Origin of the sequence: Psychrobacter sp. KCTC 72983 (assembly GCF_014280455.1) — a bacterium.
GTDB lineage: Bacteria > Pseudomonadota > Gammaproteobacteria > Pseudomonadales > Moraxellaceae > Psychrobacter > Psychrobacter pacificensis.
Map to the genome: position 1 here is coordinate 1859556 of NZ_CP060390.1, position 26323 is coordinate 1885878.

Sequence of the window (26323 nt, forward strand, 5' to 3'; positions counted from 1 at the left end):
GAATTTTGTAAGTAATTCACATTTCAGCATGTTGAAAATATCTTAATTTGAACTATGGAAAATCATCAATGCCAAAAAGTAACAAGAAAAGTAAAAAGAAGGTCGCTAAGCCTCTCTTTCGCTCTCCAAAAACTCAAAGACAAGTTTTCAATGAAAAGCTGGACAAACAAAAGGAGGAAGTACAAAAACAGAGAGAAGAGCTAGAGGGCTTCCGTAATACTCTAGATTCCTTAACAAAGAGTCATGCAAACCACCTTTCTCTATTGAGTAATTTCGCTAGACACGATTTGAAAAACTATGTTCATTCAATTGATGGGATAGTAAGTACTTACAAAGCTAACAGTATTACTGACGATCAGCTTGAAACAATCCGACTGAACGTAGAGTTCATACGTAATACATTAGATGAATTTTCTAAATTAGTTGTTCATAATGAAGAGAGCAGTTGTGAGTTTTCAGACTTGGTAAATGCTATTAATATCATCAATAGAAGCTCACTTGCAGAACTAGATATTGATTTCAAGGTAGATAGTAGTGTTGACGTTACATTCTATATACCTTTTAATATAATGTTTCAACTACTGAATAATCTTATTGTGAATGCTATTAAAGCACTAGCGCTTGAAAGTATAAGTAATAAAACAATAGAGCTAAAAGCATATGTTGAAAGCAAAAATTTAACTATAAAGGTTAGTGATAATGGGAAAGAAATTAATGAAAAATATAAAAATAGTCTTTTTGATTATGGTTTTTCTACAACTGGTGGTACCGGTATAGGTCTATATCATGCTAAGCATTTATGTGTTTCAAATGGTGGAAGTATAATATATAGTGATGTTCACAATGAAAATTTTACTAAATGTTTTACAATAATTTTGCCTTTAAGATTGGAGACTTGAACGATGAAAAAGAGTATTCTAATTATAGATGATGAAAAGGCTCAAGTAGATAATCTTGAAAGGTATTTGTCCTCTACTCTTGATGATGAGTATTACATATTTACCGCATATGAAGAAGACGATATTTTAGATAAAGTAGAAAACTCTTACTATTCTTTAGCTATTCTTGACTTAAGAATGGATGATTATGATATAGATGGAATATCTATAGCCAAGAAAGTAATCGAACTGAATCCGTTTGCTAAAATTTTGATCACATCTGCATTCACAGGTGAGTTTTACGCTTCTTTCAAAGATATGCTACTTTCTGGCAAGGTTATCGATACAATTGACAAGGAATCTTTCAGTATCTTTGCTTCAAACGTAGTACGAGCTATCGAAAACTACCATAATGAGCACTTTAATTCTGATGATAGCGTACAAAATGCTTTACTAGAAAACTATGCTGAATGTAAAAATCTTGAAGATACTTATAGAAAGGGAGTTAAGTTTGAACAGTTTGTTGCACTACTATTTAATAGTATGGGTTTTGATAAGATAAATAGACGTAATATCGATAAGTCTCGCAATGAAGTTGATTTGATTATTAGAAATGATGTTGAAGATAGTTTCTTAAATAAGTTTGGTAAGTATTTTCTCATAGAGTGCAAAAATATGCCGAAGGCAAACGTGGACAAGAATATGTTCATTGTTTTTAAAAATAAGCTTGAAAATACTGCTAATTTATCTGAATTTGGGATTATAGCAACATCAGGAGGATTCACTAGTACAGCCTATCTTGAGGCTATTAGAGAATCTAGAACAAATAAAAAGGTAATTTTTTTATCTAACAGACACTTCGAACGTTTAATTTTTTCTAATGATAGGTTGGAGACTTTCAAATCCTTTATAGATGAACAGGTGAAAGATAATTAACATTCTATTCATAGTAATTATTTTAGAAAAAATAAATTTTGATCTCCATGCTCCATTTATTACCGTAAGATTAAAGGTGCGTGGAACGCACCCTACGGACTTACACTCAGTCTAAAGACTAATTTAAACTGTCATAACCTGAGACTCTTAAAGCGCCCAAATCACACTATCAAAAGACAAAGTACCACAAACCGCACTCTCTCAAAACTTACGCAATACGAGTCATTTGCGTAAGATCAAAATTTTCGATCATCTCCTTGGTCACTTTCATAAAGTTTTGAAAATGCGCGCTTTGTCCATGCTGATCCATAAGCGCTTTAGTCTCCCACACCTCATAAGTGACAAAATGATTAGGATTATTATTATCTTGATGAATATTATAGTGGATAGCGCCTTGCTCAGCTTGTGAGGCCTCGGCGAGCTTAAGTAGCTCAGATTTAACCTCCTCAGCATGTTCAGGTTTGGCGGTGATAGTGGCAATGAGAGTGATCGCTTGTTTTTCTTGAGTATTCATAAATACGTCCTATGGTTAGCCTTATAGTGATTGCAATACATCTTGCGTTTGGCGTTTAAGCTTGGCAATAGCGTCTTTATTTAACGCATCGGCATGCGGTTGTCCGAACTCGCCTCTAGCCTCGCCATGCACGCCGTCTTTGATATCATTGTCAAAATATTTACCTGTATCGTCAGCGAACTCATCGGATATAGCAAGCTCGGTTAGGATATTCGCGCCTTTATCCGCCGATGACCAATATTTGCCATAAGCTTCATCGACCATTTTAGTATTGAGAAGTGAGCCTGGATTGACTGCAATGACATTAATATTATCGCCTGCGACGGTATCGGCTAAGTCCATACTCCACATCGTAAGCGCGAGCTTGCTTTGCGCATAAGCGTCTTTATCATCGAGACGCTCGTTGCCTGCAAAGGCGGGATAGGATATCGGTGCTTGCGCCGCTGAGCTTAGATTGACGATGCGAGCTTTATTAGACTTTTTAAGTAGTGGTAATAGGGCGTTGGTCAACACGTAAGGCGCTAAATAATTGACCACGAAGCGCACGTCTAATCCGTCTTTGGTCACAGGTGAGCTGGTGGTATAAATCCCAGCGTTATTAATCAGCACATCAAGTTTAGACAGTTTTTTGTTTACTTCTGCTGCCATGTCACGTACTGCGTTTAAGTCTGAAAAATCAGCCACAAAGCCGTCAATATAATCTACTGCTGTGCCCGTCGCTACTGCTTTGACCTCCACAATAACGCTATCAAGTTTGTCAGCGTCTCTGCCATGCAAGTACACGTGATGTCCTGCTTTGGCTAAATTTAAAGCGGCAAGTTTACCAATGCCATCCGTGCTGCCAGTAATTAAAATATTCTTCGTCATGAGTCATCCTTATAGTTTGAATTTTGTATGTGTTCTATTTTATCGGTCGTTATGGCACTGATTGTAATGAAAGTGTTGTGATTGGAAAGGTGGCTGTAATTGATGGTGTTTTGATGGTGTTTTGATGGTGTTTTGACATGGGGTACTTGGTAGGACTTTAATGAATTAGAGATAGGTTGATGTCAAGATGCGAGATATAACAACTATATTCATCATTGTAGAACAAAAGAATTCACAACAACGTGACTGTTCTCCTTTAGTGATGCAGCAGTTTGTGACGTTGGTTTGATTTTTGATTGTTCAATCAATAGGCAACGATCATTCATCTCTTTGCCAAACTTGTAGTTTGGCGGGCAAATAATTGCATTTGTTAAGTCTCGAAAAATAACTTGCCCCTGTAAATAGACAGAGTTTTCGCAGTCTTCGATACAACTTTCATCGTAGTCCGCGCTTATCATTGTACAGGTGTCACCAGTACTACAAGTTTTACCAACTTGCCAAAACTTAGTGATTTTTTGATTTAGTTCGTCGTAGTCTGATTGTGAAACCTCATAAATCTGAGCTTCAGCATCTTTGATACGGTAACCCTCCCAAACTTAAGACACCTAATAAATAGAATTAAGCTGCCTGATTGAGTTTCTGTATCGGTGTAAAACCGCCATTGCCCATATTTGGGCGCTTATGATTATAATGGTATAACCAGTTTTCTGCTTGTGCGCGTACCTGCTCTAGATTATCAAACAGCTCCTGATTTAACCAATCATATCTCATGGTTCTGTTAAAGCGCTCTACATACGCATTTTGCTGTGGATTGCCAGGTTCAATATAGCTTAAGATGATACCTTGCTGCTCAGCCCAGTCTTTGAGCGCATTGCTGATGTATTCAGGGCCGTTATCGCATCTTATCTGCACAGGTTTGCCTCGGTACTCAATAAGCTGATTAAGACTGCGTATGACCCTCCCGGCCGGTAGCGAGAAGTCGACTTCAACGGTGAGTGCCTCACGGTTGTAATCATCAATGACATTGAACAGTCTAAAGCCGCGGCCATCAGTTAAGCTGTCGTGCATAAAGTCCATGCTCCAGCTTTGGTTAATCCTATCAGGTACTGCTAATGGTATTGGTTTAGCACGTTTAATGCGACGCTTAGGCTTGATTCTAAGGTTGAGTTCAAGCTCGCAGTAGATGCGATATACCCGCTTATGGTTGTACGGCAGTCCTAGCACATTACGCAAGGTTAAAAAGCACAAGCCAAAGCCCCAGTTCTTGTTCTCATCGGTCAGTTTGATAAGTAAGTCCGCTATTTGCTGGTTCTCATCTGTTGCCACCGACTTGTGATAATAACAGGTGACGCTGATGTTAAAGATACGGCAAGCACGGCGTATGCTAATGCTACGATCTTCAATGTAGTGACAAACCAACGCTTTGCGCCTTTGGGGCGCTACCACTTTTTTGTCATGGCATCCTGTAGAATATCGGACTTAAGACATTCGTCAGCATACATCTTCTTAAGACGTGCATTTTCAACTTCAAGTTCTTTTAAGCGCGCAATTAAAGAGGCATCCATGCCGCCATACTTTGAGCGCCAGTTGTAAAAGGTACTTTGGCTGATGTTATGCTCGCGGCACAGCTCGGTAATAGGGACGCCTTGTTCGGCTTGTTTTAGGATGTTGACGATTTGGTTGTCGCTAAAGCGTGTCTTTTTCATAGAATTCTCCTGCTGGTGTATTTTAGCAGTTACTCTCTATTTGTAAGTGTTCTTATTTATTGGGGGGATTACCATACCTACAAATTCAGCTATAGGCACTTTGATAGTATTTGAGCTTAATATGATGACCTCTAACAGAACTAACAGACCAATACTGATGTCAATAAAATATTGAAAAATTTCTTGGGAAACTACTCTAACTCCATTAAAAATACTATACGCCATCCAAATTACTATAGTAATAGGGTATGCCAGTAAATTTGGAATATCAGAGTAGTTTAGTGCATTGATGAGTATTAGAAATGGATAAAAAGCAAAAAAAGAAACGCCTCCAAACAGCAAACCATTAAATAATAATTTAAACTTTTCCTCAATCGTTGTCTTTTTCCAAGTTTTAAATAAGAAAAAGGTAAATAAAAGGGATGATGTGAAAATTAAATATATCAAGTGTTTTGTGTCGAAGAATGGAACGTATTGTTCAGGAATTAGTACAAGGAGAGGTAGTGACAAGCAAATAGATAGAAATATAATTATCGGCTTTTTATAATCTTGATGTATTTCTTCGTATAATTTTAATTTTTCAGTGTAGAGTAATCTCAAAACTGTTGGTGCTACACAAAAGGCAAAAAGAAAACCGATTAGAACCGCAAAAATTCCAAATGTCAAAGCTGATACGGTGCTGTTATCTAATAAAGCGCTGTAGGTCAAGGATGGATAACCAATCTCTATCAAGTAGAACTTAATGAAAAAACGTGAAGAAAGATAGGCAACTATCGAGCTGCCTAACAAGCCACCAAGTATCGTCCAAAAACTCTCTTTCAGTAGACTGGTTAATTTGTTAGTTCGTAAATTAGCCAGTGGTTGATCTGAATTTTCGCTGTTCATAAATGACTATCCAATTGAGCACTGTTTTCGGGTTCTATTTAGCTCATAATAAGGTATTAAAAAATTGCAATACAATAGACCTTTTATAAAAGTACCATTTTAGCGACTCCTATTTATAGAGCTTCAAAAAAAATCTTCAGACCATCTTTGTGTCGAGAGAGACGATAACTTCCTGATAGCTATTTACGATATTAAATATAGGCAGAGCCTTCTGCATAACCTCTTCTGAAGGTAAAAATAAGTATCCATGAGCTACGGCTTTTAACATCGTGAAGTCATTAAAAGCATCACCCATTGCCATACTATGTTTCAATGATAATGGATATTTTTCTATAATTTCATGTTTACCTTTCTGACGACTATATAACACTTTTTTAATAAAACCTTTATCATTACACTGTAAACGATGACAATATATTGTTTCGATTGGAACTTCTAATTGGTGTAAAAAAACTTCGAGTAATTCATAAAAACAGTCTGATACGATCTGAATATCAAAACCCTTTATTCTTAACGTTCGTAGAAACTCTGCTGCTCCCTCAATTGGATTGAGTTGCCCGATAATACTTTGTATTCTAGGTAGAGTAATCTGATGCTTTTCTAGAACAGCTATACGATACAGCATAAGCTTTTCATAATCCTCTACTTCCCTCGTTGTTATACTTAACTCAGATATACCTAGCTGACTTGCTAAGAACTTCCATATTTCTGGAACTAAGACACCTTCCATATCGATAAAAGCGACTTTATTCATATTCAACTTCCTTAGTTTAAATTAGTAAAGAGCAAGAACACACCTAGCAAAGCTAATATGAACCCAATGACTCGATTGATTACCAGTTGTTTCTTCAGCATCTTCTCTCTCAAGGTGCGTTGAGAGAACAACAAAGCGACTAGAGCAAACCATATAAAGTGTGCAACAGACATGAACAAGCCATAACCGATTAAGATAGACTTCGGTGTGATAGCACTCACAATTTGCGTATAAGTGCTAATAACAAATAGTGTAGTTTTAGGATTTAAAGCATTGGTAAAAAAGCCATAACGTAATGCTTGTCTAGAACTAATGTGATTAGAGGAACTAGTCTCTTCTACAGGCTTCTGTGTAAACGTTTGATAACCAATATAAATAAGATAAAATGCACCAAGATACTTTATGAGAGTCAAAAAGTTAGGGGCTAACTTCATCACAGCGGCGACAGCTATTAGTGTGTAGGCGACATGTACTAGAACTCCTAAAGCGATACCAATAGAGGTCAATACACCAACAGAGCGTCCATATAAGTAACTATTTTTGGTTACAATAGCGAAATCAGCACCAGGGCTGATGACAGCGAGGATAGTAATCATGATAACGGTGAAGAATTCTGTCATTTATTTAACTCTTTAAAAGTAAGAACTAGAATGTCTCTCACACCTACTTTACTGTTAATATTATTGTGAAGTTGAATTTCTGATACACCATGGTAAACAATATGATCATTTACTATTGCAATATCTAAAAAATCTTTAAGCTCAAAAGAAGTTAATGCATTCCTATTTAAATCATAGATAGTTGTAATACCTCCAACCACGTTTTCTTTATTAACCATTGCCATGAGTACATAATCAACACCGTCTCTATGAATACCTTCTGGAGTAGGCTTACCATCAATCTGATTTTTTGCTTCAATTCTAAACTGATGAGCTTCTACGTACCAACTTTTGATTTCATTTTTATCGAATGCTGAGTAGGCGAATTGGATCAGGTTCTTAAAAATTGGATTTCTAATCGTGTTTGTGTCGATTTCTTTGTAAAACCTTTCAACTCCACCATTTAGAGTGTTGTATTCAGTTGTTTGATAATGAGGCTGATAGTCATTTTTGTTATAGATTTTAGACTTACTATTTATGGTAAAAGTAGCATGTTTTCTTGTTCGATATACTCCATTATCGGACATGAAGCGATCAACCTCTAGATTTTGCCAACTTATAATAAACTCTAGTTTATCCTTATCTGTAACTAAAATCTGATTTTCGTTCTGTACTTTATGGAATGTCCTACTGTCAATTAGGACAAAACCAGTATCTTCCAAGTCAGAGATAATTCCTTTAATATTGGTCAAGGAGTTTAATTCTGTATTTCCAACGGTTACGTTCTCTACATTTTTCATGCTTAGCTCATATCGTCTGTTAATGTAGTTGCATCTTCCTATAGTTCTCAGTAAACTAAAATTGATTTATTTGCATCACCATCTATGAGTTTTTGGCATGATAGAAAAAATATCGTTGAATGCACTAAAGTTTTTTTACTATGTGGCAGAGTACGGCAGCGTTACTCTTGCCTCTCAAAAATTGTTCGTGACTCAAAGTGCAGTGAGCAAACAAATTAAGAACCTAGAAGATACCTTAGATCTATCTTTATTTAATCGAGTAAATAAAAAGCTTGTACTGACAGCAAATGGCAACGTACTTTTCTCGTGTTGTCAGCAAGTATTCGCCAAGTTAGACGACTGTCTGGTTGATTTATCAAATCATGATCACCGAAAAAAACAACTGGTACTCTCATGTGAACCAACAATTTCTATGAAATGGTTGATCCCTCGATTGACTGAATTTAATTCACTAGGTCATGGTTTTGAAATAGTGCTACTCACAGGCGGTGGCATGGTAGACTTTCAGAAGAACTCTATCGATATCGCTTTGCGAAGAAACGATTTTGAATGGAGCAAAGGCCTATTTAACGAAAAAATTATCGAAGAATACATAGTGGCTGTACGCAATACTCGAACGGAGACCACCAACACGCTGCTACTGAGTTCTTCTCGACCAAATTTATGGCAACACATAAATAAGGGTAAATTGGTCAGTAACGAGATCCTGTCGTATGAACACATGGTATTAGAACACTTTTACTTGTGTATTGAGGGCTGCTTAGCAGGATTAGGAACCGCTATTGTTTCAATGTTTATGGTAGAAAAAGAGCTATCACATCAATTTTTAGAATTAGTACATCCACCCGTAGCGGATAGCTCTTCTTATCATCTGCTGTCCTATTATCCTTTTTACGAAGATGAAAGGAAGGTCATATTTAAGGATTGGTTGAAAAAAGAGATGCTGAATAGTAAAAGACAGTTTATGGAAGGGTTATAAGTCTGAATTTCTAGGTTAATCAAAGTATGAAAAAATTTAAACGCTATGCTAGATCTATGGTCTAACGCAAAGACAAAGTTTTTCTTTTCATTGGTATAGAAAGAAAAGTTCAAAACCACGATAGATATTTTTAAGAAGAGGATGTTACCGCTAGCCCCGATTGAAGCGGATATACTGACGGGGTAGGCGAGTTGCGGTGACTTGGTTTTGAGAGGGTATCGAGGCAGCAGGAACATCTCAAACCGTAGTCACCGCCTCGCCTAGACTGGCAGATAGAAGCGAAAAGCGGGAATGGCTACATCCTATTTACCTTTAGAAAATCACAGATTTTCTCTTGCGTCGGGGCAAAGCAGTGCTTTGCTTTATCCCTCCTCACAACAAAAAAAGGCCACCCAAAAGAGCAGCCTTCAAATCAAAACCAAACAATCAAGCTACTAACTCGCCTCAGACATCGCCTGCTCAAGCACCGGTTTTAAAAACTCACCAGTATGCGAACCTGCAACTTCTGCCACTTCCTCAGGCGTACCCTCGGCGATAATCATGCCGCCACCTTTACCACCTTCAGGACCTAGATCAATGACCCAATCGGCAGTTTTAATGACATCCAAGTTATGCTCAATCACTACGATAGTATTACCTTTATCACGTAGCGCATGCAGGATATTGAGCAGCTTATCAATATCATGGAAATGCAAACCTGTAGTCGGCTCATCCAAGATATATAGCGTCTGCCCTGTATCACGTTTGGCAAGCTCGCGCGCGAGTTTCACGCGCTGGGCTTCACCGCCCGATAGGGTTGGCGCGGATTGACCCAAGCGAATGTAGCTTAGACCGACATCCATGAGCGCTTGCAGACGGCGATAGATCGCTGGTATCGCTGAGAAGAACTCAGTGGCGTCCTCTACCGTCATCTCGAGCACGTCAGCGATGGTTTTGCCTTTATAGTGAATCTCTAGAGTCTCACGGTTATAGCGTTTGCCTTCACAGGTATCGCATGGCACGTACATATCCGGCAAGAAATGCATCTCAACTTTGATAAGACCGTCGCCTTGGCACATCTCACAGCGTCCGCCTTTGACGTTAAAGCTAAAGCGCCCAGCTTTATAACCACGTGCGCGGGCTTCTGGTGTCTGGGCAAACATCTCGCGTACAGGGGTAAACACGCCTGTATACGTCGCTGGGTTTGAGCGCGGGGTACGACCAATTGGGCTTTGATCGATATCGACCATTTTATCCAAATGCTCAAGACCACTGATACTCTCATGCTTGTCTGCGATAAGCGTTGAGGCGTTATTTAACTGCGTCGCTGCCAATGGCATAAGCGTACGGTTGATCAAGGTTGATTTGCCAGAACCGGATACGCCCGTTACACAAGTCATGACACCGACAGGTATGGTCAAATCCACATCGTGCAAGTTATTGCCTGACGCGCCTTTTAACTCAATCGTCATTGGTACTTTTTGGGCTTTGGCCTTACCTTTGACGTCGACGTCCATCGTTTTGGCTTTATGACGCACGGCTGGAATCTCGATGCGCTTTTTGCCAGACATGTATTGTCCAGTGAGCGATTCTTTGTTTGCCATGATGTCATCGACCGTACCTTGAGCAATCACATGACCGCCGTGTACGCCCGCACCGATACCGATATCGATGACATGATCCGCTTGACGAATCGCATCTTCATCGTGCTCAACGACCAGTACGGTATTACCTAAATCACGCAGGCGTGTTAAAGTTTTAAGCAAGCGGTCGTTATCACGCTGATGCAGACCGATAGATGGCTCATCAAGTACATACATGACGCCCATGAGACCTGCACCGATTTGGCTGGCAAGCCTGATACGCTGTGCTTCACCGCCCGATAGGGTCTCGGCAGAGCGCGCTAGGGTCAGATAGTCCAGACCAACGCTGACGAGGAAGTTTAAGCGCTCATTGATCTCTTTGAAGATTTTTTCGGCGACTTCGCCTTTGTGACCGCCAATTTTTAGCGTTTTATAATAATCAGCAGAATCACCGATAGAGAGCTTAACGATGTCAGCAATGGTCTGGTCATCGACACGCACATTGCGCGAAATCTCGTTCAGACGCGCGCCATCACAGACATTACACGTGGTATCAGCTAAGTATTTAGCCAGCTCATCGCGGACGAGGTTACTTTGCGTCTTGGCATAACGGCGCTCCAAGTAAGGAAGCACGCCTTCAAACGGTACGGTCTTGTTCGTCTTACGACCGCGCTCATCGGTAAAATTAAAGGTGAGTTTTTCTTTACCAGAGCCATGCATGATGATGTCTTGATACTTTTTGGCGAGGTCTTGCCATGGCATGTCCATATCGATTTTGAAGTGCTTACAAACAGTGCTAAGCAAACCAAAATAGTAGGCATGACGTTTATCCCAACCATTGATCGCGCCTTGATTGAGCGATTTTTCATGGTGGGTAATGAGCTTTTCAGCGGCGAAATATTGGCGTTTGCCAAGACCGTCACAGCTTGGACACGCGCCATACGGGTTGTTAAAACTGAACATACGCGGTTCAAGCTCAGGCACGGCACGATCACAGATAGGGCATGAGTGCTTGGCGGACATGACTTGATTGTTGTCACCGCCTTCTTTTGGATTACCATCCATAAAGTGCAAAGTGACCAGCCCTTGACCCAAACGTAGCGCGGTCTCCAAGCTCTCAGCGACGCGGTTACCTAAGTCATCACGTACTTTAAAGCGGTCAACCACCACTTCGATGGTGTGCTTTTTCTTTTTATCCAGTGTTGGTAGCTCATCGGTATCGTACACGTCGCCATCGACACGTACACGGACAAACCCTTGACCGATCAATTGCTCAAGCAGCACTGTATGCTCTCCTTTACGCTCACGCACTACTGGCGCAAGGATCATAAGCTTGGTCTCATCAGGGAGTGCCATAACCTGATCGACCATTTCGGTCACCGACTGCGCCACCATAGGTTCGCCATGCTCTGGGCAATAAGGCGTGCCGATACGCGCGTATAATAGACGCAGGTAATCATAAATCTCAGTAATCGTACCGACCGTTGAGCGTGGATTATGGTTGGTCGATTTTTGCTCAATAGCAATTGCCGGTGACAAGCCTTCGATGCTATCGACTTCAGGCTTTTCCATCTGCGATAAGAACTGGCGCGCATAAGCGGACAGACTCTCGACGTATCGGCGTTGTCCTTCGGCATATAGCGTGTCAAAAGCCAAGGACGATTTACCAGAACCGGATAAACCAGTAATCACCACGAATTTATCTCGTGGAATGTCTAAATCAATGTTTTTTAAATTATGAGTACGTGCGCCGCGTATTGCGATATGGTCATGTGCCATCGTTTATGGGTTTCCTATTTGCTAAAAGAGTATTGGGAAATATCTCAAATGAAAAGGTAAATACAGATCAGTAAAATTATTGGTTAAAAACGCGAATGATTTCTAAATTTATAATGTCGTTATAAATAGCTCTGTTATAAAAAATATGGTTATAAATAGTGCTTTTATAAAGTGTTCATACGTTCGTGAAGTAAGGGCTATACATGCCAATTTACTGTTTGCTTATTTTGCAGTCTTTGATGCGATTGATTTCTGTTCGACTAAGCAAATCTAAATCAAATACCTGTTAAGTAACAGGCATCGTTTGTTATGGTTTTGACCAAAAATGTCATTTTACGGAGGAGTTTGTCGTTTGAACTGTCGTTCGAGCTAATGAATAATAATGTTTACAACGCCTTACTTTATTGTTATGGCGACCGCATTATTCAAGGTGTGATTGCGCATCTGACGCAGTTGGTAACAAAATAATTGCGTAATATGAATGGCTTGGGTTGATGCGCTATAGGCGGGGGCGTCAGTAAGACAAAAGTCTCGGCAACCAAACGGCGAATGTCTTATACTAGGGGGCTTGATTTATAGGCCAGTGTCTTGATAAACCAGTAGTGATAAATCATGGTGCAGTACAAGTACCAGCAGTGAAAAAACAGCAATGATCAATCAGTGAGGCAAGTATGAATAGCGTAGAGAAACGGGCAATCCTCGGAGTCGGTGGCATCTTTGCCTTGCGTATGATTGGCTTGTTTATGATTGTGCCGGTGTTTTCTGTTTATGGTGACAATTATGCACACGCGACGCCGTTTTTGATTGGCTTGGCAGTTGGTATTTATGGATTAGGACAAGCGATCTTTCAGATACCGATGAGCCTTGCCGCTGATAAATTCCCGCGTAAGCCGATTATCATGCTTGGTCTGATACTGTTTGCGGCGGGCGGTATTATTGCCGCCAATGCCACTGATATTTATCAGGTAATCATCGGGCGTGCGCTGTCAGGCAGTGGCGCGGTCTCTGCCGTATTGATGGCATTATTGGCAGACGTGACGCGTGAGGAGATGCGTACCAAAGCAATGGCGACGATGGGCTTGACTATTGCTACCTCCATCATGCTCGCCTTTGCCTTTGGGCCGTTATTAGTAGGCTCGCTTGGTATCTCTGGTCTATTTTGGCTGACGGCAGGATTTGCTATTTTAGCGATGCTGCTACTTTTTGTCGTACCCACGCCAATGCGCGTGCTCAAGCACAATCTGGATAACAAATCGATCGGTGAGCAACTCGCTACCGTGCTCAAAATCGGCGACTTAAACCGTTTGCACTTTGGAATTTTTGCGCTGCATTTGACCATGACAGCGATATTTGTGATCTTGCCGCATCAGCTCACAGAGGTGATGGGTTTATCGGTACGTCAGCAAGGCTTGGTCTACTTGCCGCTATTGTTTGTCGGCTTTGCCGTCGCCATTCCCTTTATTATTATCGCTGAAAAGAAGCGTAAAATGCGCCAAGTATTTTTGAGCGCCATTGCAGTAATGACCGCAGCCTTGGCATTTCTTGCCTTTGGTAGCCAGATTGGGGTTGGTATTATTGTAGGTTTATTGCTCTATTTTATGGGTTTTAACTTACTTGAGGCCACTATTCCTTCGTGGATATCCAAGCGCGCCCCAGTCGCCAATAAAGCAACCGCGATGGGGCTTAATTCATCGAGCCAGTTTTTAGGTGCGTTCGTTGGTGGCGCGATGGGCGGGCTGCTATTGAATCAGTCTAACTTGCTGGCATGGGGGCTGTTGTCACTTGTCATGGGCATCGCATTGCTGCTGATTATACCCATTGCCCAGCCACCTTATCTGTCGAGCACGACAGTAACCATTCCTAAAAACATCAATATCCAAGATTGGTCTCGGCAGATGCTGGCAGTTGATGGCGTGGATGAGTTGGTCGTTATGGCAAAAGAGCAGGTCGCTTATTTAAAATTAGACAAGACCCAACTGACGGATGATTCACGTCAGCAGTTATCGAGTTTGGCGCAAAGTCCGTTAGATATTTAAATAGCGGCAGAGACCCAAATTTATAGAAATAAGGGCAAATAGGCAGAATTGAATGGGCAGCAGCCGTATAGATCGTGTAGCGTATAGATAATCATCAATCGGTGAGTGTCAGATATTTATCTCTATTTAAAAGGAATTGATATGAGTAAGTTTAATAAGCTGGCGATAGGTTTTGGACTTTCAGTCGCGCTACTGACCTCTGGCTGTGCCACGCAAAATATTCAAGCCTATCAGAACACCACACCAACGCTTGATATGCATAAGTTTTTCTCAGGTCAAATCGAGGGGTGGGGCATGTTCCAAGGGCGTGATGGTGAGGTCAAAAAACGCTTTTATGTCGATATCGATGCGACTCACGAAGGCGATGATGTCATAATTCTGGACGAAAAATTTTCGTGGGCAGATGGGTCAAAATCGCAGCGTATATGGCGACTGACTGAGAAAAGTAATGGACGCTGGATTGGTACAGCAGACGACGTCGTTGGCGAGGCAACAGGCGATGTGGTAGGCAATACCCTGCATTGGGATTATGTATTAAATCTGCCAGTCGAGGACAAAACCTACAAAGTGAATTTTGACGATTGGATGTATCTCATTAATGACGATGTCATGCTCAATCGTTCAGTGATGACAAAGTTTGGCGTCGAGTTAGGAAGTGTGACATTAAGTATGCATCGCAAGAACTCTTCCTCTAAATTACGTGATAGCAATCAAGGTGCTAACCAGAATTGATATAGTTTGAAAGTTTTCATCAGCGTTTTAAAATGGCAAAATAACAGCATCTTTATCTATTAAAATTTTAAATCTTAATTAATATGTCTAGGCGACATTTGTTGTCGTATATTAATAAAACCTGCTAGATATTTAAACAAAAATTGGTTAAAGTAAAATCATATCATTGATAGGAATCATTTTTTCTATCGAATAATTATTCATAAGTAAAAGGACGGTATCATGCGCGGAGTTAATAAAGTCATCATCATCGGTAATCTTGGTGCGGATCCTGAGGCACGCCAGTTCAATAATGGCGGTAGCGTGACTAATATCTCGGTTGCGACATCTGAGCAGTGGACGGATAAACAAAGCGGTGAAAAAAGAGAAGCGACAGAGTGGCATCGTATCTCACTGTTTAATCGTTTGGGTGAAATCGCTGCACAGTATCTGCGTAAAGGCAGCAAGGTCTATATCGAAGGCAGCTTGCGTACGCGGAAGTACCAAGACCAGAACGGTCAAGACCGTTATATCACTGAGATTCGTGCTGAGCAAATGCAGATGCTTGATGGTATGAGTGGTGGCCAAAGCGATAATGGAGGCTTTAGTAACAATCAAGGTGGACAGAACTCAAACAGTTACGGCAACCGAGGCGGTCAAAGCAACCAAAATAATTTCGGTCAGCAAGCAGGTAGCCAGCCAGCACAGCAAGGCGGCTACAATAACCAACCGAGTGGCGGTCAGAACAGCTTTAATAACCAAAATGCACCTGCGCCGCAAAATCAGTTTAATCAACCCGCGCAATCTAAGCCTACGGCAATGTCAGATGGCCCTGTAGACGATGATATCCCGTTTTAACTTATACAATAACAAGATGTTGTATTTATAACTATGTAGCTCATTGATAATAATATCATTGAGCTATTTTTATATCAAAAATATATTGTATTTGGATTTGATAACTTTGTATAATATTATTTATTGTATTTACTTAGAGTAGTAGCCTGATGTTAGTCTTAAAGAGAAAAGAGTTTATTGAGACAAGTGGTGAAAGGTTTTCTCTTCTTGTTGATGAGAATGGTATTCCCGACTTTTGGATAACGTTGTTCATGACTACTGTTGTACGATCTTATACACACTCAACTCAAAGAGCCTATATTAATCACTTGTACCATTTCAGTCTTTGGGAAGCGAAAATAAAAGTTCGTTTGTCTGATAGGATAATTACAGCATCAAAAAATAAAAATAGTAATAATATTCAGTTTTTCTCACATTCTGAAGTTCAATCAATTGCTGAGCATTGTAAGCTTCAAACAAAGACTGCTCGAAAGCTAAATGATTCGAATAATAAGGTAATTCAATTCAAGAAGCCTACATCTAAAGCACCATTAGCAACTGTATCCGTTGCCCAACAAAATCAAAGAATTAAAGTGGTTGCTGAATATTTCGAGTTCTTAGCAAATAATCTTCTCAGGAGCAAAAAAAGTTTCTCAAGCTATGTTGCAATCATTAAAGAAACTAAAGAGTGGCTTTTAAGTAAAAAGCCTAAAGGTGGTAGTCGTAGAACAACGTTTGATCCTGATGCTAAAGCCCCACCTCCAGAAGTGTTTTTTGAGGTTATGGAATTGGTAAGGCCACTCAACCACAAGAATCCTTTTACCGAGTTAGTCAAAAATCGGAACTACCTCTTATTCAGATTGCTGTATGAAACTGGTCTGAGAAGTGGAGAGATCCTTCAGCTAAAAATAACTGATATTAAGTTCTCTCAAGACCTAATCGAAATTCGTCGTAGACATGATGACCTTGAGGATACTTATAGGTCAATTGAGCCTAATGCTAAAACTCTTGAGCGCGATATCCCTATAACATCTGAACTATCTGAAGAGATTAGATCATACGTTATTCAAGAACGTCCGCTTATTAGTAATGCAAATAAGCATAGTTTCTTATTCGTATCTCATAAAGGGACAAGTTCTGGAAATCCTATTTCTCTTATACAGTTTTCAAAAATTGTTGAAAAAGTTGCAGAGGATGAAAATTTAGCTGACTTCATCAAAAAGTATGGATTTAAAGGTGCAAAGAGAATAACTAGGCATGGTTTTAGGCATGATTTTAACAATCGGCTATCGATTAGTATTGATAAGAACAATGAGAAGGCAAGAGAAGAAGGGCGGTTACATGATGTCATCTCAGAAAAGAAAGAACTTGAAAATAGAATGTATCTTATGGGTCATAAAAATGAAAGTTCTTCGAGTATTTACAACTTGAGGCATACTAAAAAACAGGCTGAATCACTATTATTGCAAGAAATGCAAAAGATGGATTTTCTTATTAACCCTAAGGATGATTAACTGAGATGAACACCGCTGAAGTATTAAATAATTATGTAGAAGATCTTGAGAGGTCAGACTCCTTTATTATTAGATCTAAATCAGGCTATGAATCAAATTTTCAAGATGTTGTTTGGAAACTGGATAATTCGTACAGTATTAATTGGGGTAATGTAGGAAATGTTTCAGGTAGTGTTCTACAAGGATTTAAGCTTACTACTGCACGGATGGCTGAAGAGGTCTCCGCAAAGCATACTCAAAATTGTTGGCATTATTTCAAGCAATATTTGTTAGATCCCAACATCTACACAGGTGGCAAAATTAGCTCAGAGCTAATTTTGAAGTATAAATCAACTTTAGACTCTGAAAATGAGTATAAGTTGGGAACGATTCGCTCATTACTGAGAAATTGGGTTGAGTGGAAACATCCAGGGGTTAATAGTGATATATCAGATACACTTGATCGGCTAGTCTTAAAGGGAAATGTAAAAGGTAAAGCTGTTTTACATCAATGTCCTCATACGGGCGCTTATACGCTCACTGAACAGCAATCATTATTAATATGGGCGGGTAACGCTTTTCAAGAGAAAATCTTGTCTTTAGAGGAGTTTACATGGCTCTATTTGATATATGCAACAGCTAGAAGACCAAGCCAAATCAGAGCGTTAAGAATATGTGACGTTACTCATAAAGTGGTCAATAATAGAAATATATATTCTATTAATATCCCAAGAGCGAAACAAAGAGGTGGTAAATTCCGTTCTGAATGCAGGTCTTTAACTATTACTGAAGACTTATATTTGATTGTAGTAAATCAAGTTAATGAGGTTAAATCCTTTGTTTCTTCTAAATTGCCTAGACTTGACGATAACGATATTGAACAGTTACCTATTTTTTTGAATCGCGATTCATTGCGAGAAATGAAAGTAAGCGACTATAAAGACGTTATTGTAAATACTCCTGATTACTTACATCTATCTGCAATTGACGTTCATTATATGGATAGACGAATATCCCGTAAATGTGATGCTATTTCTGAGCGTACAGGCGATTACATTCACTTTACACCTATAAGATGTAGGCGAACTAGAGCGACCAATCTTGTTAGGAATGGTATTACAGGTGTACAGCTAGCCTACTTGCTTGATCATTCAGATACTCAGCAACTGAGTGTATATACTCAGCATACAGGTGAGTTAGCACTGAGAATTTTTGACAAGATGAATGATGCAATGGAGTTGTTATCTGCAAAATTTGAAGGGCGTCTTATTTATTCCGAAGCTCAAGCATTAAGAGGTAATGATCCTAATAGCCGTGTCTTCCAATCTTCAAACAATCAGGTAGGTAACTGTGGAGGCTCTCCTGCCTGTAACAGTGGCTTGAAAGCCTGTCTTTTATGCAGTCAGTTTCAACCATTATTAGACGCTCCTTGGGAAGATGTGTTACTGGATCTAATGGAAGAAATTGAACATAAGCAAGCTATGGGAGCTAGCGATTTGATTTTACAATCGTTTAATCTTCAACTAGCCCATGTCAAAGCTATTATGAATGCATGCGATAAAATCAAGCTAGAGGAGGTGCTTTGATATGACACAGGTTATACCTTTTACGCCAAAGCATGAAGTTGAGTGCAAAAAAAACCTTCTTGATTTTATTGAGAGAGCCAAGAGTAACTTGAGTATTTATGAGGATCAAGGTGGCTTCAATAGCGACAACTGGAAGGTTATATATAAAAATGGTCGTAGCTCATCTATGCATTTTACTGGACTAAAATCTCAAGGTAATAAGACTGGGGAGTTAATGCTACAACCTTTTAGAGATTTTGCGAAAGCATACATGAGAGACTTGCAAACATGGAAAGAAAGAAATCCTGCAAATTATATGGTTGTGCTGAAAACTGTTTATGAAATGCTAGTCGAAACTAATGAAAGCGCTGATATTCTTGATTTCAATGGTATAACACTACGAAAAACTACTGAGAGCTTAGAAAATCGTCTATCTTCAGGTGCATTATATCGTGCTGGTCAAGTGCTTGAAAGTTTATTGAGTGATATTCAAGAGTATAAAATAAACTTAACGATACCAATATGGAAAAACCCTTGGAAACGACCAAATGAAAAGGCTACAGGAACTTCTCACGAAGATAGAGCTTGGCAAGAAAATAGATTATTAACTAGTCACCAGATTAGTTGTTTAGCTGATGCTTTTCGGTTAGCTAGAACGCCTTATGAGCAATTTTATTCATCTCAAGCTGTATTATTGATGGCTGCTCCAAGCAGAGGTGGAGAGCTACATTTTCTGACTACAGATTGTTTATTTGAAACAACAGCATTTAAGGAGGTGGTTGATGCTTCGGGTAAAGTCGTCAAAGAAGAGCATACTATTTTAAATATTCGTTGGCTCGCTGCTAAAGGTGGTGGATTTATACCGAAGCCTGTACACCCTCTAATTGAGCCAACGGTGAGAGAGGCGGTGCAAAGGCTAATTGACATTGGAGAGCCTGCTAGAAGAGCTGCACAGTGGTCAATCAAGCATCCTAATGAGTTCTATCGACATGATGGCTGCATTACCGCAGGAGATCATCGCGAAGATGCTCCACTGACTATTCTAGAGTTTGCAGCGGCTATGGGGCTTTCACAGGACAATATACCGAATGATTTTGCTGAATCTATAGAAAGAAGTGCTTTCTTGAATTACTACAAGCAAAAGTGGATTCAAAATCTTTTTGAAACAAAGGACTGTATTACCTATCGAGATTTAGCTGCTTATACTGTGGGAAATTATAAAAAGTCTTTTCCTAAGTTTCCTAATCTTTCAGAAATTAATAAGCCTGTATCAGACATGTTATGCCTTGTTAGAGACAACGAGCTTCATAGCGAGTTTCAATCTAAAGGCTATAGTTTTACTGCTCCTACTATAAATCAACTAAATGATGCTTTAGGCAGTATTCATGAAAGAAAAAAGGGCACAATAGTGCAGTCTTTGTTTACATCTGTGGGATTAAAGGAACAAAACGGAGACAACTTAGTAATTACTTCGCATCAAATTCGAGTGTGGTTGTCTACAATGGCTGAACGTGGCGAGATGGAGTCATTAGACTTAGCAATGTTTGCAGGACGTAGCCGTATTCAAGACAACAGAGCTTATGATTTACGTCCTATGGAGGAATTGGCAAAGGAGTCAAGAAAACTAATTAGTCTTGGCCTAGAGGCTCACGACGGGACTAAAGCTCTACAAGCTGTAAAGGTTAATGTACCTATTACTTTTGAAATGCTAGGTCATAAAGATCGATATGGTGTAGTTCAAGCTTCTGGGTTTGGATACTGCGAGCATGATTGGACTATGTCACCATGTTCAAAAGCAGGTGAATGTGTAACGTGTAAAGAGCACTCTTGCATTAAAGGTATGCCGAATACAAAAGAGCGATTATTAGAATTAGAGCAGGTTGTCAAACATGAGCTTAATAGAGCAGTAGAAGCTGATAATAACGACTATTCAGGTGCTAGTAGCTGGGTCATTTATCAAAGTAAAAAACTTGCAATAATTAAGACTCTGTTAACATATTTAGATAATGATGACTATCCTGAAGGGCTTATTATCCGTGTTCCAGAAGCTCTAGATGTGAGCTTAACGCGAATAGCACTAAACGAGCTTGGATATTCTACAGAGGTCACAGATAACTCAACCTTGAGTGAAAAGATTACTCTCACAACAGAGTCTAACTTTCTAGCGATTTTAGAGGGTGGGTTATGAAGCCAAAACTTATAAGCGAAAAGGAATTGGATTTAGTTGAAGACATATTGAAGAAATGGTCAGGCAAGCTGACATGGGATAAGTTCGCTGTCCGAGTTGCTTCTGCTTTAGGGAAAGATTCTGTCTCTAAGTTTACTCTAATGGGCTACCCTGAGGTCAAACAGGCATTTAATAGACGTAAGCAAACGCTTAAAGAGGTAAAGTCACAGGTCATTGAAACAATGGGTGATGTGACTATTGATATACTTATCAACGAAAATGCTGAGCTAAGAAACCAAATTCATCATTTAGAAGAAGAGTTTAAAGCAAAAGAAAGGCTATGGGTAGAGCAGTACCGAAGGTGGCAATATAATCTTTCCATGATGCCAAATGTAGATTTGTCTACACTTAATCAACCTCTTCCAGCGAAACAGAATTAAATTGCTATAGTCAAAAAACTTTAGATTGAGAACAACACAAGCGATAGTAGATATTCAAGCAAGTAAGCGTAAAAGAGAAGTTTTCTAAACCAAATTACTAATTAGGGAAGACTGGGACGTGACATCAATTAAGCCAAACAACAGAAGAAATGACTGGCTAACTTATCAGAGCGAGTAGCAATCATACGGTACTATTTAAGCTTGGCAAAGAAGCTCTCAATCAGCTGCCGTGCTCTATAGAGCGCTTTGCCGAAATATCTGTGCTGTAGCCTGAAGTCGTTGACACTTGGATGGTATGACTGCTTTGTATTGCTTCAATTCGTTCAATGATGCGGTTATCAGCACCGTAAGCTTTAGCGGTCCAACTTAAATAAATAGCCTCTAATATATCCGGGGCGGTTCAAACTATATACGGATAGATTCTGATGGTCAGTTAGAGTAATTAATAACAGCTTGGTTCACCTAGTTGAGCTAGACACGCTACTAGATAAGAAACTAAATTTAAAGAAAAAGGTATCTAATCAATATGCTAATAGATAACGTAGTAGAAAAAGTATCCGATACTCTTATTAGCTCGATTCAAGATAATGACAAGCTTGCAGTAATGACAGGCCTCTTCTCTATATACGCATACGAACATTTAAAAGAATCACTTGATAAAGTTGATTCAGCTCGACTGCTTTTTTCTCAAGCCAAAGGGTTTGATTATTTAAGCTCATCAGATACTGAGTCTCCATTTGGTGCGTTGAATGGTACAGCGCTAGAAAATAAGTTTCGTAATCAGCTAAAACAAAAGGTAATAGCTCAAGATTTTGCACATTGGTTAAAAGAAAAAGCATCAATTCGACTGGTGCAACAGATTGGTGCAGTTCATCAGCATGTTATACATGTAGATTCAATATCTGAATCGGTTGCTATCAACGGGGCTCAATTTAACGGTCAAGGTTTGGGTCTAACTGAATCTAAGGGTTTTGATATGATAACCCTTGCTAGTGCTGATCAAGCCAAAGAGTTGCTTGCTTTCTTTAATCGAGTTTGGAGTAGCAAAGCCCAAGTCAAAGAAGCTAAAGAGCTTTATCAAGCAGAATTAGCAAAGCTAACCTCGGATCAAACACCGCAATTTATCTATTTCATTACTTTATACAGTATCTTTAAAGGCTTTATTGGTGAGTTGCAAGAAGATAAAATTTTAAAAGTCAAAACAGGTTTTAAAGATACTATCGTTTGGAATAAGCTCTATAAGTTTCAAAAGGATGGCGTATTAGGTGCAATCAATAAGCTGGAACACTTCAACGGATGTATTATTGCTGATAGTGTAGGCTTAGGTAAAACATTCGAGGCGCTTGCTGTAATTAAGTACTACGAACTTCGTAATGATAAGGTCTTAGTTCTCTGTCCAAAAAAATTGCGTGATAATTGGCTAATCTATACACAGAACGATAAGCGTAACCTACTTGCAAGTGACCGTTTTAATTATGATGTGCTAAACCATACGGACATGAGTCGTACCAATGGGTTCTCAGGAGATATAAATCTTGAAACTATTAATTGGGGTAACTATGACCTCGTTGTAATCGATGAGTCGCATAACTTTAGGAATAATAATCCTAAAAAAGATGGGCGTAATCGCTATCAAAGGTTGCTTGAAGATATTATTCAAGCTGGTGTAAAAACGAAAGTACTGATGCTTTCTGCCACACCAGTAAATAACCGTTTGAATGATATGAAAAACCAAGTGGCTTTCATTACTGAAGCAAATGACCATGCTTTGCTAGATCATGGTATTAGCAGTATTGAAGGAACATTAAGGCAAGCGCAAACAAGGTTTTCAAAATGGGCAGAGCAGGATCCTGATGAGCGTACTTCAAAAGATTTGCTTGATTCAATGAACTTTGATTATTTTAAGTTGCTTGATATTTATACTATTGCTCGTTCTCGTAAACATATTGAAAAGTATTATGGCACCTCAGACATGGGGAAATTCCCTACACGTCTGCTACCAATCAACCTGAAGGCTTCAATAGACCTAAAGGATCAGTTCCCACCTTTAGAAGAAGTAAATAAAAATATCCGTAGGCTTTCATTAGCGTTCTACTCACCAATAAAGTACGTCAGAGTAGATAAAAAAGCTGAATATGCTCGAAGGTATGACCAAGAAGTTAAAGGCGGAAAAAGTGTATTTAAGCAGATTGATCGTGAAGAAAGCTTAATTCATCTTATCCGTGTTAACTTATTGAAGCGTATGGAAAGCTCCATTCACTCGTTCACACTAACGTTAGAGAAATTACTGAATCAAGTGAATGTGTTGCTAGAAAAAATAGATCATTTTGACTCCAACCTGATGAATGAGCAGACAGAAGAGTTTGTGGCTCCATCAATTGAAGAGATTGATGACCTTGAATTTGAATCTCCAGAATTAGCACCATACCTAATAGGTAATAAAACAAAAGTTCGCATCCAAGATATGGATTTAATTAGATTTACTCAAGATCTAGAGGCGGATAGTGTTTTTCTTCAAGAAATCTTACGTGTATCTAAAAGTATAGATGCAGCACGAGATGCGAAGCTAACAATGCTAAAAAGTAATTATTCTGATAAATGTAAAAACCCAATAAACGGAAATAATAAAAAAGTAATCATTTTTACAGCATTTGCTGATACAGCGGAGTACCTATATAAAAATATTTCTCCATGGGCCAAGCAAGAGCTAGGTCTCCATTCAGCCATTATCACAGGGCAACGTACAGAAACGACTTTACGTGGAACTGATGGTAAGAAGTTCAAAACAGACTTGAACAGTCTTCTTACTCACTTCTCACCTAAATCGAAAGAACGTGACAAAGTATTCCCTGAGTTTAAAGAAGAGATTGATATTTTAATTGCTACTGATTGTATTTCAGAAGGTCAGAATCTTCAGGACTGTGATTATCTCATCAACTATGATATTCACTGGAATCCAGTTCGCATCATTCAGCGCTTTGGACGTATTGATCGTTTAGGTTCAACCAATGATGTCATTCAGCTTGTTAATTTTTGGCCAAACATGGAATTAGATGAGTATATTAATCTTGAAGCTAGAGTTAGTGGTCGAATGGTCTTACTTGATATCTCAGCAACAGGTGAAGAAAATATAATTGAGCAAGACCCAAAAATAAACAAAGGGATGAATGACCTTGAGTATCGCAGAAAGCAGCTTGAACAGCTTCAAAATGCCGTCGTAGACCTTGAGGAAATATCTGGTGGGGTATCAATCACAGATCTCACTCTCAATGACTTCAGAATGGATTTAACAGGCTTTATTAGTAATAATGAGCAAGATAATACTAGCTTGCTAGAGCAAACTCCAATTGGTTTGTTCGCTCCTGTGATTATATCTAAAGAAGCATTTGAATCAGAATCAAGCCAGTTTGCAGGATTACAGGATGAGGTTGAACCAGGTGTTATTTTCTGTCTAAAAGATATCAAGGGTAAAGTGCAAGTTGAAGACAGCTATTCTCTCGCACCTTACTATCTTGTTTATGTCTCTGATGAAGAAGAGGTTTTACTTTCCTTTACTCAGTCCAAGAATATTCTTGATCTATGTAAAAAGCTAGGGTCAGAGCTAACCGAGATTAGCCAGTCCAGTACAGCTTATCAAGAGTTTGCTAGCAGAACTAAAAATGGTAAACAGATGAAACATTATCAAAATCTTTTATCGAAAGCAGTGGAAAATATTGCTGGTAAAAGCGAAGAGATTGGTGCTGTGAGCTTGTTTAATAGAGGCGGAACAGTCTTATCAGCATCTAGCACTCAAAACGTGAATGACTTTGAAGTGATTAGTTATATGGTTGTCTTGTAATGGAATATGTAGATTTTCGAGCTGCTGAAGAAAAAGATGATTCTCAAATTCGTGGCAGGTTGATAGACAAGGTATGTGACCACTTAAAACTTCCTGAGTCTACATTACTCGGTACACGCATCACTAAAAAAATGCTCATAGATAACAATGAGCTTAGTAGTCATGATAAAAAGTTAGTCACGGATGTTATTCAATCTATAGAATGGCGCAATACCCTGAAGCCAGACACAGTTAATATTTCTATGTATGTGACTGATACAGTTGAATACCTAGAAGTAGCGGTAATACGTGTTGTGCTAAAAGCTGGTAAGAAGCACAAAGACAGACTCACAAATATAACTAAGCTATTGCATACCTTAATTCCTTATCCAGTAGTTTTATTGATTGAGCTGCAGGATGATTTAGCAATTAGCTTGGCTGACAAGCGGATTAACCAAGCTGATAAAACCAAGCTGGTCATTGAGCATATTTATAACAGCGATTGGTTGCATCCAGAAAAACTAAGTGCTAACGAAAACGATTTTCTTAATGACTTCTCTTTGGTGAACGTCTCAAGTCTTAATTATTTTGAGCTCTATCAAGATCTTATCTCAATGATTATAGGGTTAAAGGCCAGTAGGATTTCTGGAAATTACGAATCAAAGAACTCTTCCATATCTCAAAGAAACTATAAGCCTGAAGCACAAGTAGGTAGTGAAAAAATTGGCACATCAACTAGCTCGGATTTTTCTGAGAAGAGTAACGAGTATAAAACAGCTTTACTCCAGAAATTAGAAGGGTTGGAAACAGAACTAGCTAGTATCAGAAATAAGTTAAAAAAAGAAACGCAAATGAATATTAAGTTGCGTCTTAACGTAGAGGCAAAAAAGGCAAAGCAAGAAATTGCTACTATCAAAAATGAATTACAGTAGGGTGAGTCACCTAAGAATACAAGCTTAGTTATCTCTACTAGAACAGTGGCAGTGTAACTATAAACT

20 protein-coding genes are annotated in these 26323 nt (G+C 39.1%); 12 read left to right on the plus strand and 8 right to left on the minus strand.

From position 1 onward, the window contains the following. The first annotated feature begins 68 nt into the window (after positions 1-68). A complete protein-coding gene (locus tag PSBA01_RS07990) occupies positions 69-899 on the plus strand; it encodes a sensor histidine kinase (RefSeq protein WP_186473788.1) in 831 nt (276 codons plus the stop codon). Between the two features lie 3 nt (positions 900-902). Next, complete coding sequence (locus PSBA01_RS07995; protein WP_186473790.1) at positions 903-1814, plus strand: response regulator; 912 nt, start codon at positions 903-905, stop codon at positions 1812-1814. Positions 1815-2022: 208 nt separating this feature from the next. On the opposite strand, the gene PSBA01_RS08000 is transcribed toward PSBA01_RS07995, so the two are convergent. The 7 genes from PSBA01_RS08000 to PSBA01_RS08030 all read right to left on the minus strand — a co-directional run bounded on the left by PSBA01_RS08000 (position 2023) and on the right by PSBA01_RS08030 (position 7939). Further along, positions 2023-2328, minus strand: coding sequence for a putative quinol monooxygenase (locus tag PSBA01_RS08000; protein ID WP_186473792.1), 306 nt, complete (start codon positions 2326-2328; stop codon positions 2023-2025). Positions 2329-2349: 21 nt separating this feature from the next. Further along, the gene (locus PSBA01_RS08005; protein WP_186473794.1) at positions 2350-3195 is read right to left on the minus strand and encodes an SDR family NAD(P)-dependent oxidoreductase; all 846 of its coding nucleotides are present in this window, start codon (positions 3193-3195) and stop codon (positions 2350-2352) included. Between the two features lie 618 nt (positions 3196-3813). After that, positions 3814-4901 (minus strand): IS3 family transposase gene (locus tag PSBA01_RS08010; protein WP_186473796.1). Its coding sequence is split into 2 segments (ribosomal slippage): positions 3814-4649 and positions 4649-4901, totalling 1089 coding nucleotides; the frame shifts between segments, so codons are not numbered across the junction. A gap of 36 nt (positions 4902-4937) precedes the next feature. Continuing rightward, complete coding sequence (locus PSBA01_RS08015; protein ID WP_186473798.1) at positions 4938-5786, minus strand: hypothetical protein; 849 nt, start codon at positions 5784-5786, stop codon at positions 4938-4940. A gap of 136 nt (positions 5787-5922) precedes the next feature. After that, entirely contained in the window at positions 5923-6540 is a 618-nt protein-coding gene (gene thrH / locus PSBA01_RS08020) for a bifunctional phosphoserine phosphatase/homoserine phosphotransferase ThrH (RefSeq protein WP_186473800.1), read from the minus strand. An 11-nt stretch (positions 6541-6551) separates the two neighbouring features. Further along, complete coding sequence (locus PSBA01_RS08025) at positions 6552-7160, minus strand: LysE family translocator (RefSeq protein WP_186473802.1); 609 nt, start codon at positions 7158-7160, stop codon at positions 6552-6554. Continuing rightward, positions 7157-7939, minus strand: a complete 783-nt coding sequence (locus PSBA01_RS08030) for a 2OG-Fe dioxygenase family protein (RefSeq protein WP_186473804.1) — start codon at positions 7937-7939, stop codon at positions 7157-7159. The genes PSBA01_RS08025 and PSBA01_RS08030 overlap by 4 nt, the downstream gene beginning before the upstream one ends. A 97-nt stretch (positions 7940-8036) precedes the next feature. Here PSBA01_RS08030 and PSBA01_RS08035 point away from each other — a divergent pair, with 97 nt between their 5' ends. After that, the gene (locus PSBA01_RS08035; protein WP_186473806.1) at positions 8037-8918 is read left to right on the plus strand and encodes a LysR family transcriptional regulator; all 882 of its coding nucleotides are present in this window, start codon (positions 8037-8039) and stop codon (positions 8916-8918) included. Between the two features lie 434 nt (positions 8919-9352). Here PSBA01_RS08035 and uvrA read toward each other — a convergent pair whose 3' ends face one another. Beyond that, positions 9353-12259 carry an excinuclease ABC subunit UvrA gene (gene uvrA / locus PSBA01_RS08040; RefSeq protein ID WP_186473808.1) on the minus strand — a complete coding sequence of 969 codons (2907 nt, stop codon included), beginning with the start codon at positions 12257-12259 and terminating at the stop codon, positions 9353-9355. A gap of 671 nt (positions 12260-12930) precedes the next feature. Between uvrA and PSBA01_RS08045 the strand changes: the two genes are divergently transcribed. The 9 genes from PSBA01_RS08045 to PSBA01_RS08085 all read left to right on the plus strand — a co-directional run bounded on the left by PSBA01_RS08045 (position 12931) and on the right by PSBA01_RS08085 (position 26257). Next, the gene (locus PSBA01_RS08045) at positions 12931-14295 is read left to right on the plus strand and encodes an MFS transporter (protein ID WP_186473810.1); all 1365 of its coding nucleotides are present in this window, start codon (positions 12931-12933) and stop codon (positions 14293-14295) included. A 141-nt stretch (positions 14296-14436) separates the two neighbouring features. Next, a complete protein-coding gene (locus tag PSBA01_RS08050; protein WP_093071193.1) occupies positions 14437-15027 on the plus strand; it encodes a DUF3833 domain-containing protein in 591 nt (196 codons plus the stop codon). Between the two features lie 222 nt (positions 15028-15249). Next, entirely contained in the window at positions 15250-15864 is a 615-nt protein-coding gene (ssb, locus tag PSBA01_RS08055; protein WP_093071191.1) for a single-stranded DNA-binding protein, read from the plus strand. A gap of 251 nt (positions 15865-16115) precedes the next feature. Beyond that, positions 16116-17357: a site-specific integrase gene (locus PSBA01_RS08060; protein WP_228724541.1), complete on the plus strand. Its 1242-nt coding sequence runs from the start codon at positions 16116-16118 to the stop codon at positions 17355-17357. Positions 17358-17362: 5 nt separating this feature from the next. Continuing rightward, positions 17363-18922 carry a site-specific integrase gene (locus PSBA01_RS08065; protein ID WP_186473814.1) on the plus strand — a complete coding sequence of 520 codons (1560 nt, stop codon included), beginning with the start codon at positions 17363-17365 and terminating at the stop codon, positions 18920-18922. A 1-nt stretch (position 18923) separates the two neighbouring features. Then, the gene (locus tag PSBA01_RS08070; RefSeq protein WP_228724542.1) at positions 18924-21089 is read left to right on the plus strand and encodes a hypothetical protein; all 2166 of its coding nucleotides are present in this window, start codon (positions 18924-18926) and stop codon (positions 21087-21089) included. Continuing rightward, complete coding sequence (locus tag PSBA01_RS08075) at positions 21086-21508, plus strand: hypothetical protein (RefSeq protein WP_186473816.1); 423 nt, start codon at positions 21086-21088, stop codon at positions 21506-21508. The genes PSBA01_RS08070 and PSBA01_RS08075 overlap by 4 nt, the downstream gene beginning before the upstream one ends. 526 nt (positions 21509-22034) lie before the next feature. After that, complete coding sequence (locus PSBA01_RS08080; protein WP_186473818.1) at positions 22035-25346, plus strand: helicase-related protein; 3312 nt, start codon at positions 22035-22037, stop codon at positions 25344-25346. Next, a complete protein-coding gene (locus PSBA01_RS08085; protein ID WP_186473820.1) occupies positions 25346-26257 on the plus strand; it encodes a DUF4391 domain-containing protein in 912 nt (303 codons plus the stop codon). Before PSBA01_RS08080 ends, PSBA01_RS08085 begins: the two co-directional genes overlap by 1 nt. Positions 26258-26323: the final 66 nt, after the last annotated feature.

What these genes read in the sequence shown, in the direction of transcription:
- thrH (WP_186473800.1), bottom strand. Translation starts at nt 6,540, where the DNA reads ATGAATAAAGTCGCTTTTATCGATATGGAAGGTGTCTTAGTTCCAGAA.
- PSBA01_RS08065 (WP_186473814.1), top strand. Translation starts at nt 17,363, where the DNA reads ATGAACACCGCTGAAGTATTAAATAATTATGTAGAAGATCTTGAGAGG.
- PSBA01_RS08015 (WP_186473798.1), bottom strand. Translation starts at nt 5,786, where the DNA reads ATGAACAGCGAAAATTCAGATCAACCACTGGCTAATTTACGAACTAAC.
- PSBA01_RS08035 (WP_186473806.1), top strand. Translation starts at nt 8,037, where the DNA reads ATGATAGAAAAAATATCGTTGAATGCACTAAAGTTTTTTTACTATGTG.
- PSBA01_RS08070 (WP_228724542.1), top strand. Translation starts at nt 18,924, where the DNA reads ATGACACAGGTTATACCTTTTACGCCAAAGCATGAAGTTGAGTGCAAA.
- PSBA01_RS07990 (WP_186473788.1), top strand. Translation starts at nt 69, where the DNA reads ATGCCAAAAAGTAACAAGAAAAGTAAAAAGAAGGTCGCTAAGCCTCTC.
- PSBA01_RS08080 (WP_186473818.1), top strand. Translation starts at nt 22,035, where the DNA reads ATGCTAATAGATAACGTAGTAGAAAAAGTATCCGATACTCTTATTAGC.
- PSBA01_RS07995 (WP_186473790.1), top strand. Translation starts at nt 903, where the DNA reads ATGAAAAAGAGTATTCTAATTATAGATGATGAAAAGGCTCAAGTAGAT.
- PSBA01_RS08060 (WP_228724541.1), top strand. Translation starts at nt 16,116, where the DNA reads ATGACTACTGTTGTACGATCTTATACACACTCAACTCAAAGAGCCTAT.
- PSBA01_RS08025 (WP_186473802.1), bottom strand. Translation starts at nt 7,160, where the DNA reads ATGACAGAATTCTTCACCGTTATCATGATTACTATCCTCGCTGTCATC.
- PSBA01_RS08000 (WP_186473792.1), bottom strand. Translation starts at nt 2,328, where the DNA reads ATGAATACTCAAGAAAAACAAGCGATCACTCTCATTGCCACTATCACC.
- PSBA01_RS08030 (WP_186473804.1), bottom strand. Translation starts at nt 7,939, where the DNA reads ATGAAAAATGTAGAGAACGTAACCGTTGGAAATACAGAATTAAACTCC.
- ssb (WP_093071191.1), top strand. Translation starts at nt 15,250, where the DNA reads ATGCGCGGAGTTAATAAAGTCATCATCATCGGTAATCTTGGTGCGGAT.
- PSBA01_RS08050 (WP_093071193.1), top strand. Translation starts at nt 14,437, where the DNA reads ATGAGTAAGTTTAATAAGCTGGCGATAGGTTTTGGACTTTCAGTCGCG.
- PSBA01_RS08075 (WP_186473816.1), top strand. Translation starts at nt 21,086, where the DNA reads ATGAAGCCAAAACTTATAAGCGAAAAGGAATTGGATTTAGTTGAAGAC.
- uvrA (WP_186473808.1), bottom strand. Translation starts at nt 12,259, where the DNA reads ATGGCACATGACCATATCGCAATACGCGGCGCACGTACTCATAATTTA.
- PSBA01_RS08085 (WP_186473820.1), top strand. Translation starts at nt 25,346, where the DNA reads ATGGAATATGTAGATTTTCGAGCTGCTGAAGAAAAAGATGATTCTCAA.
- PSBA01_RS08005 (WP_186473794.1), bottom strand. Translation starts at nt 3,195, where the DNA reads ATGACGAAGAATATTTTAATTACTGGCAGCACGGATGGCATTGGTAAA.
- PSBA01_RS08045 (WP_186473810.1), top strand. Translation starts at nt 12,931, where the DNA reads ATGAATAGCGTAGAGAAACGGGCAATCCTCGGAGTCGGTGGCATCTTT.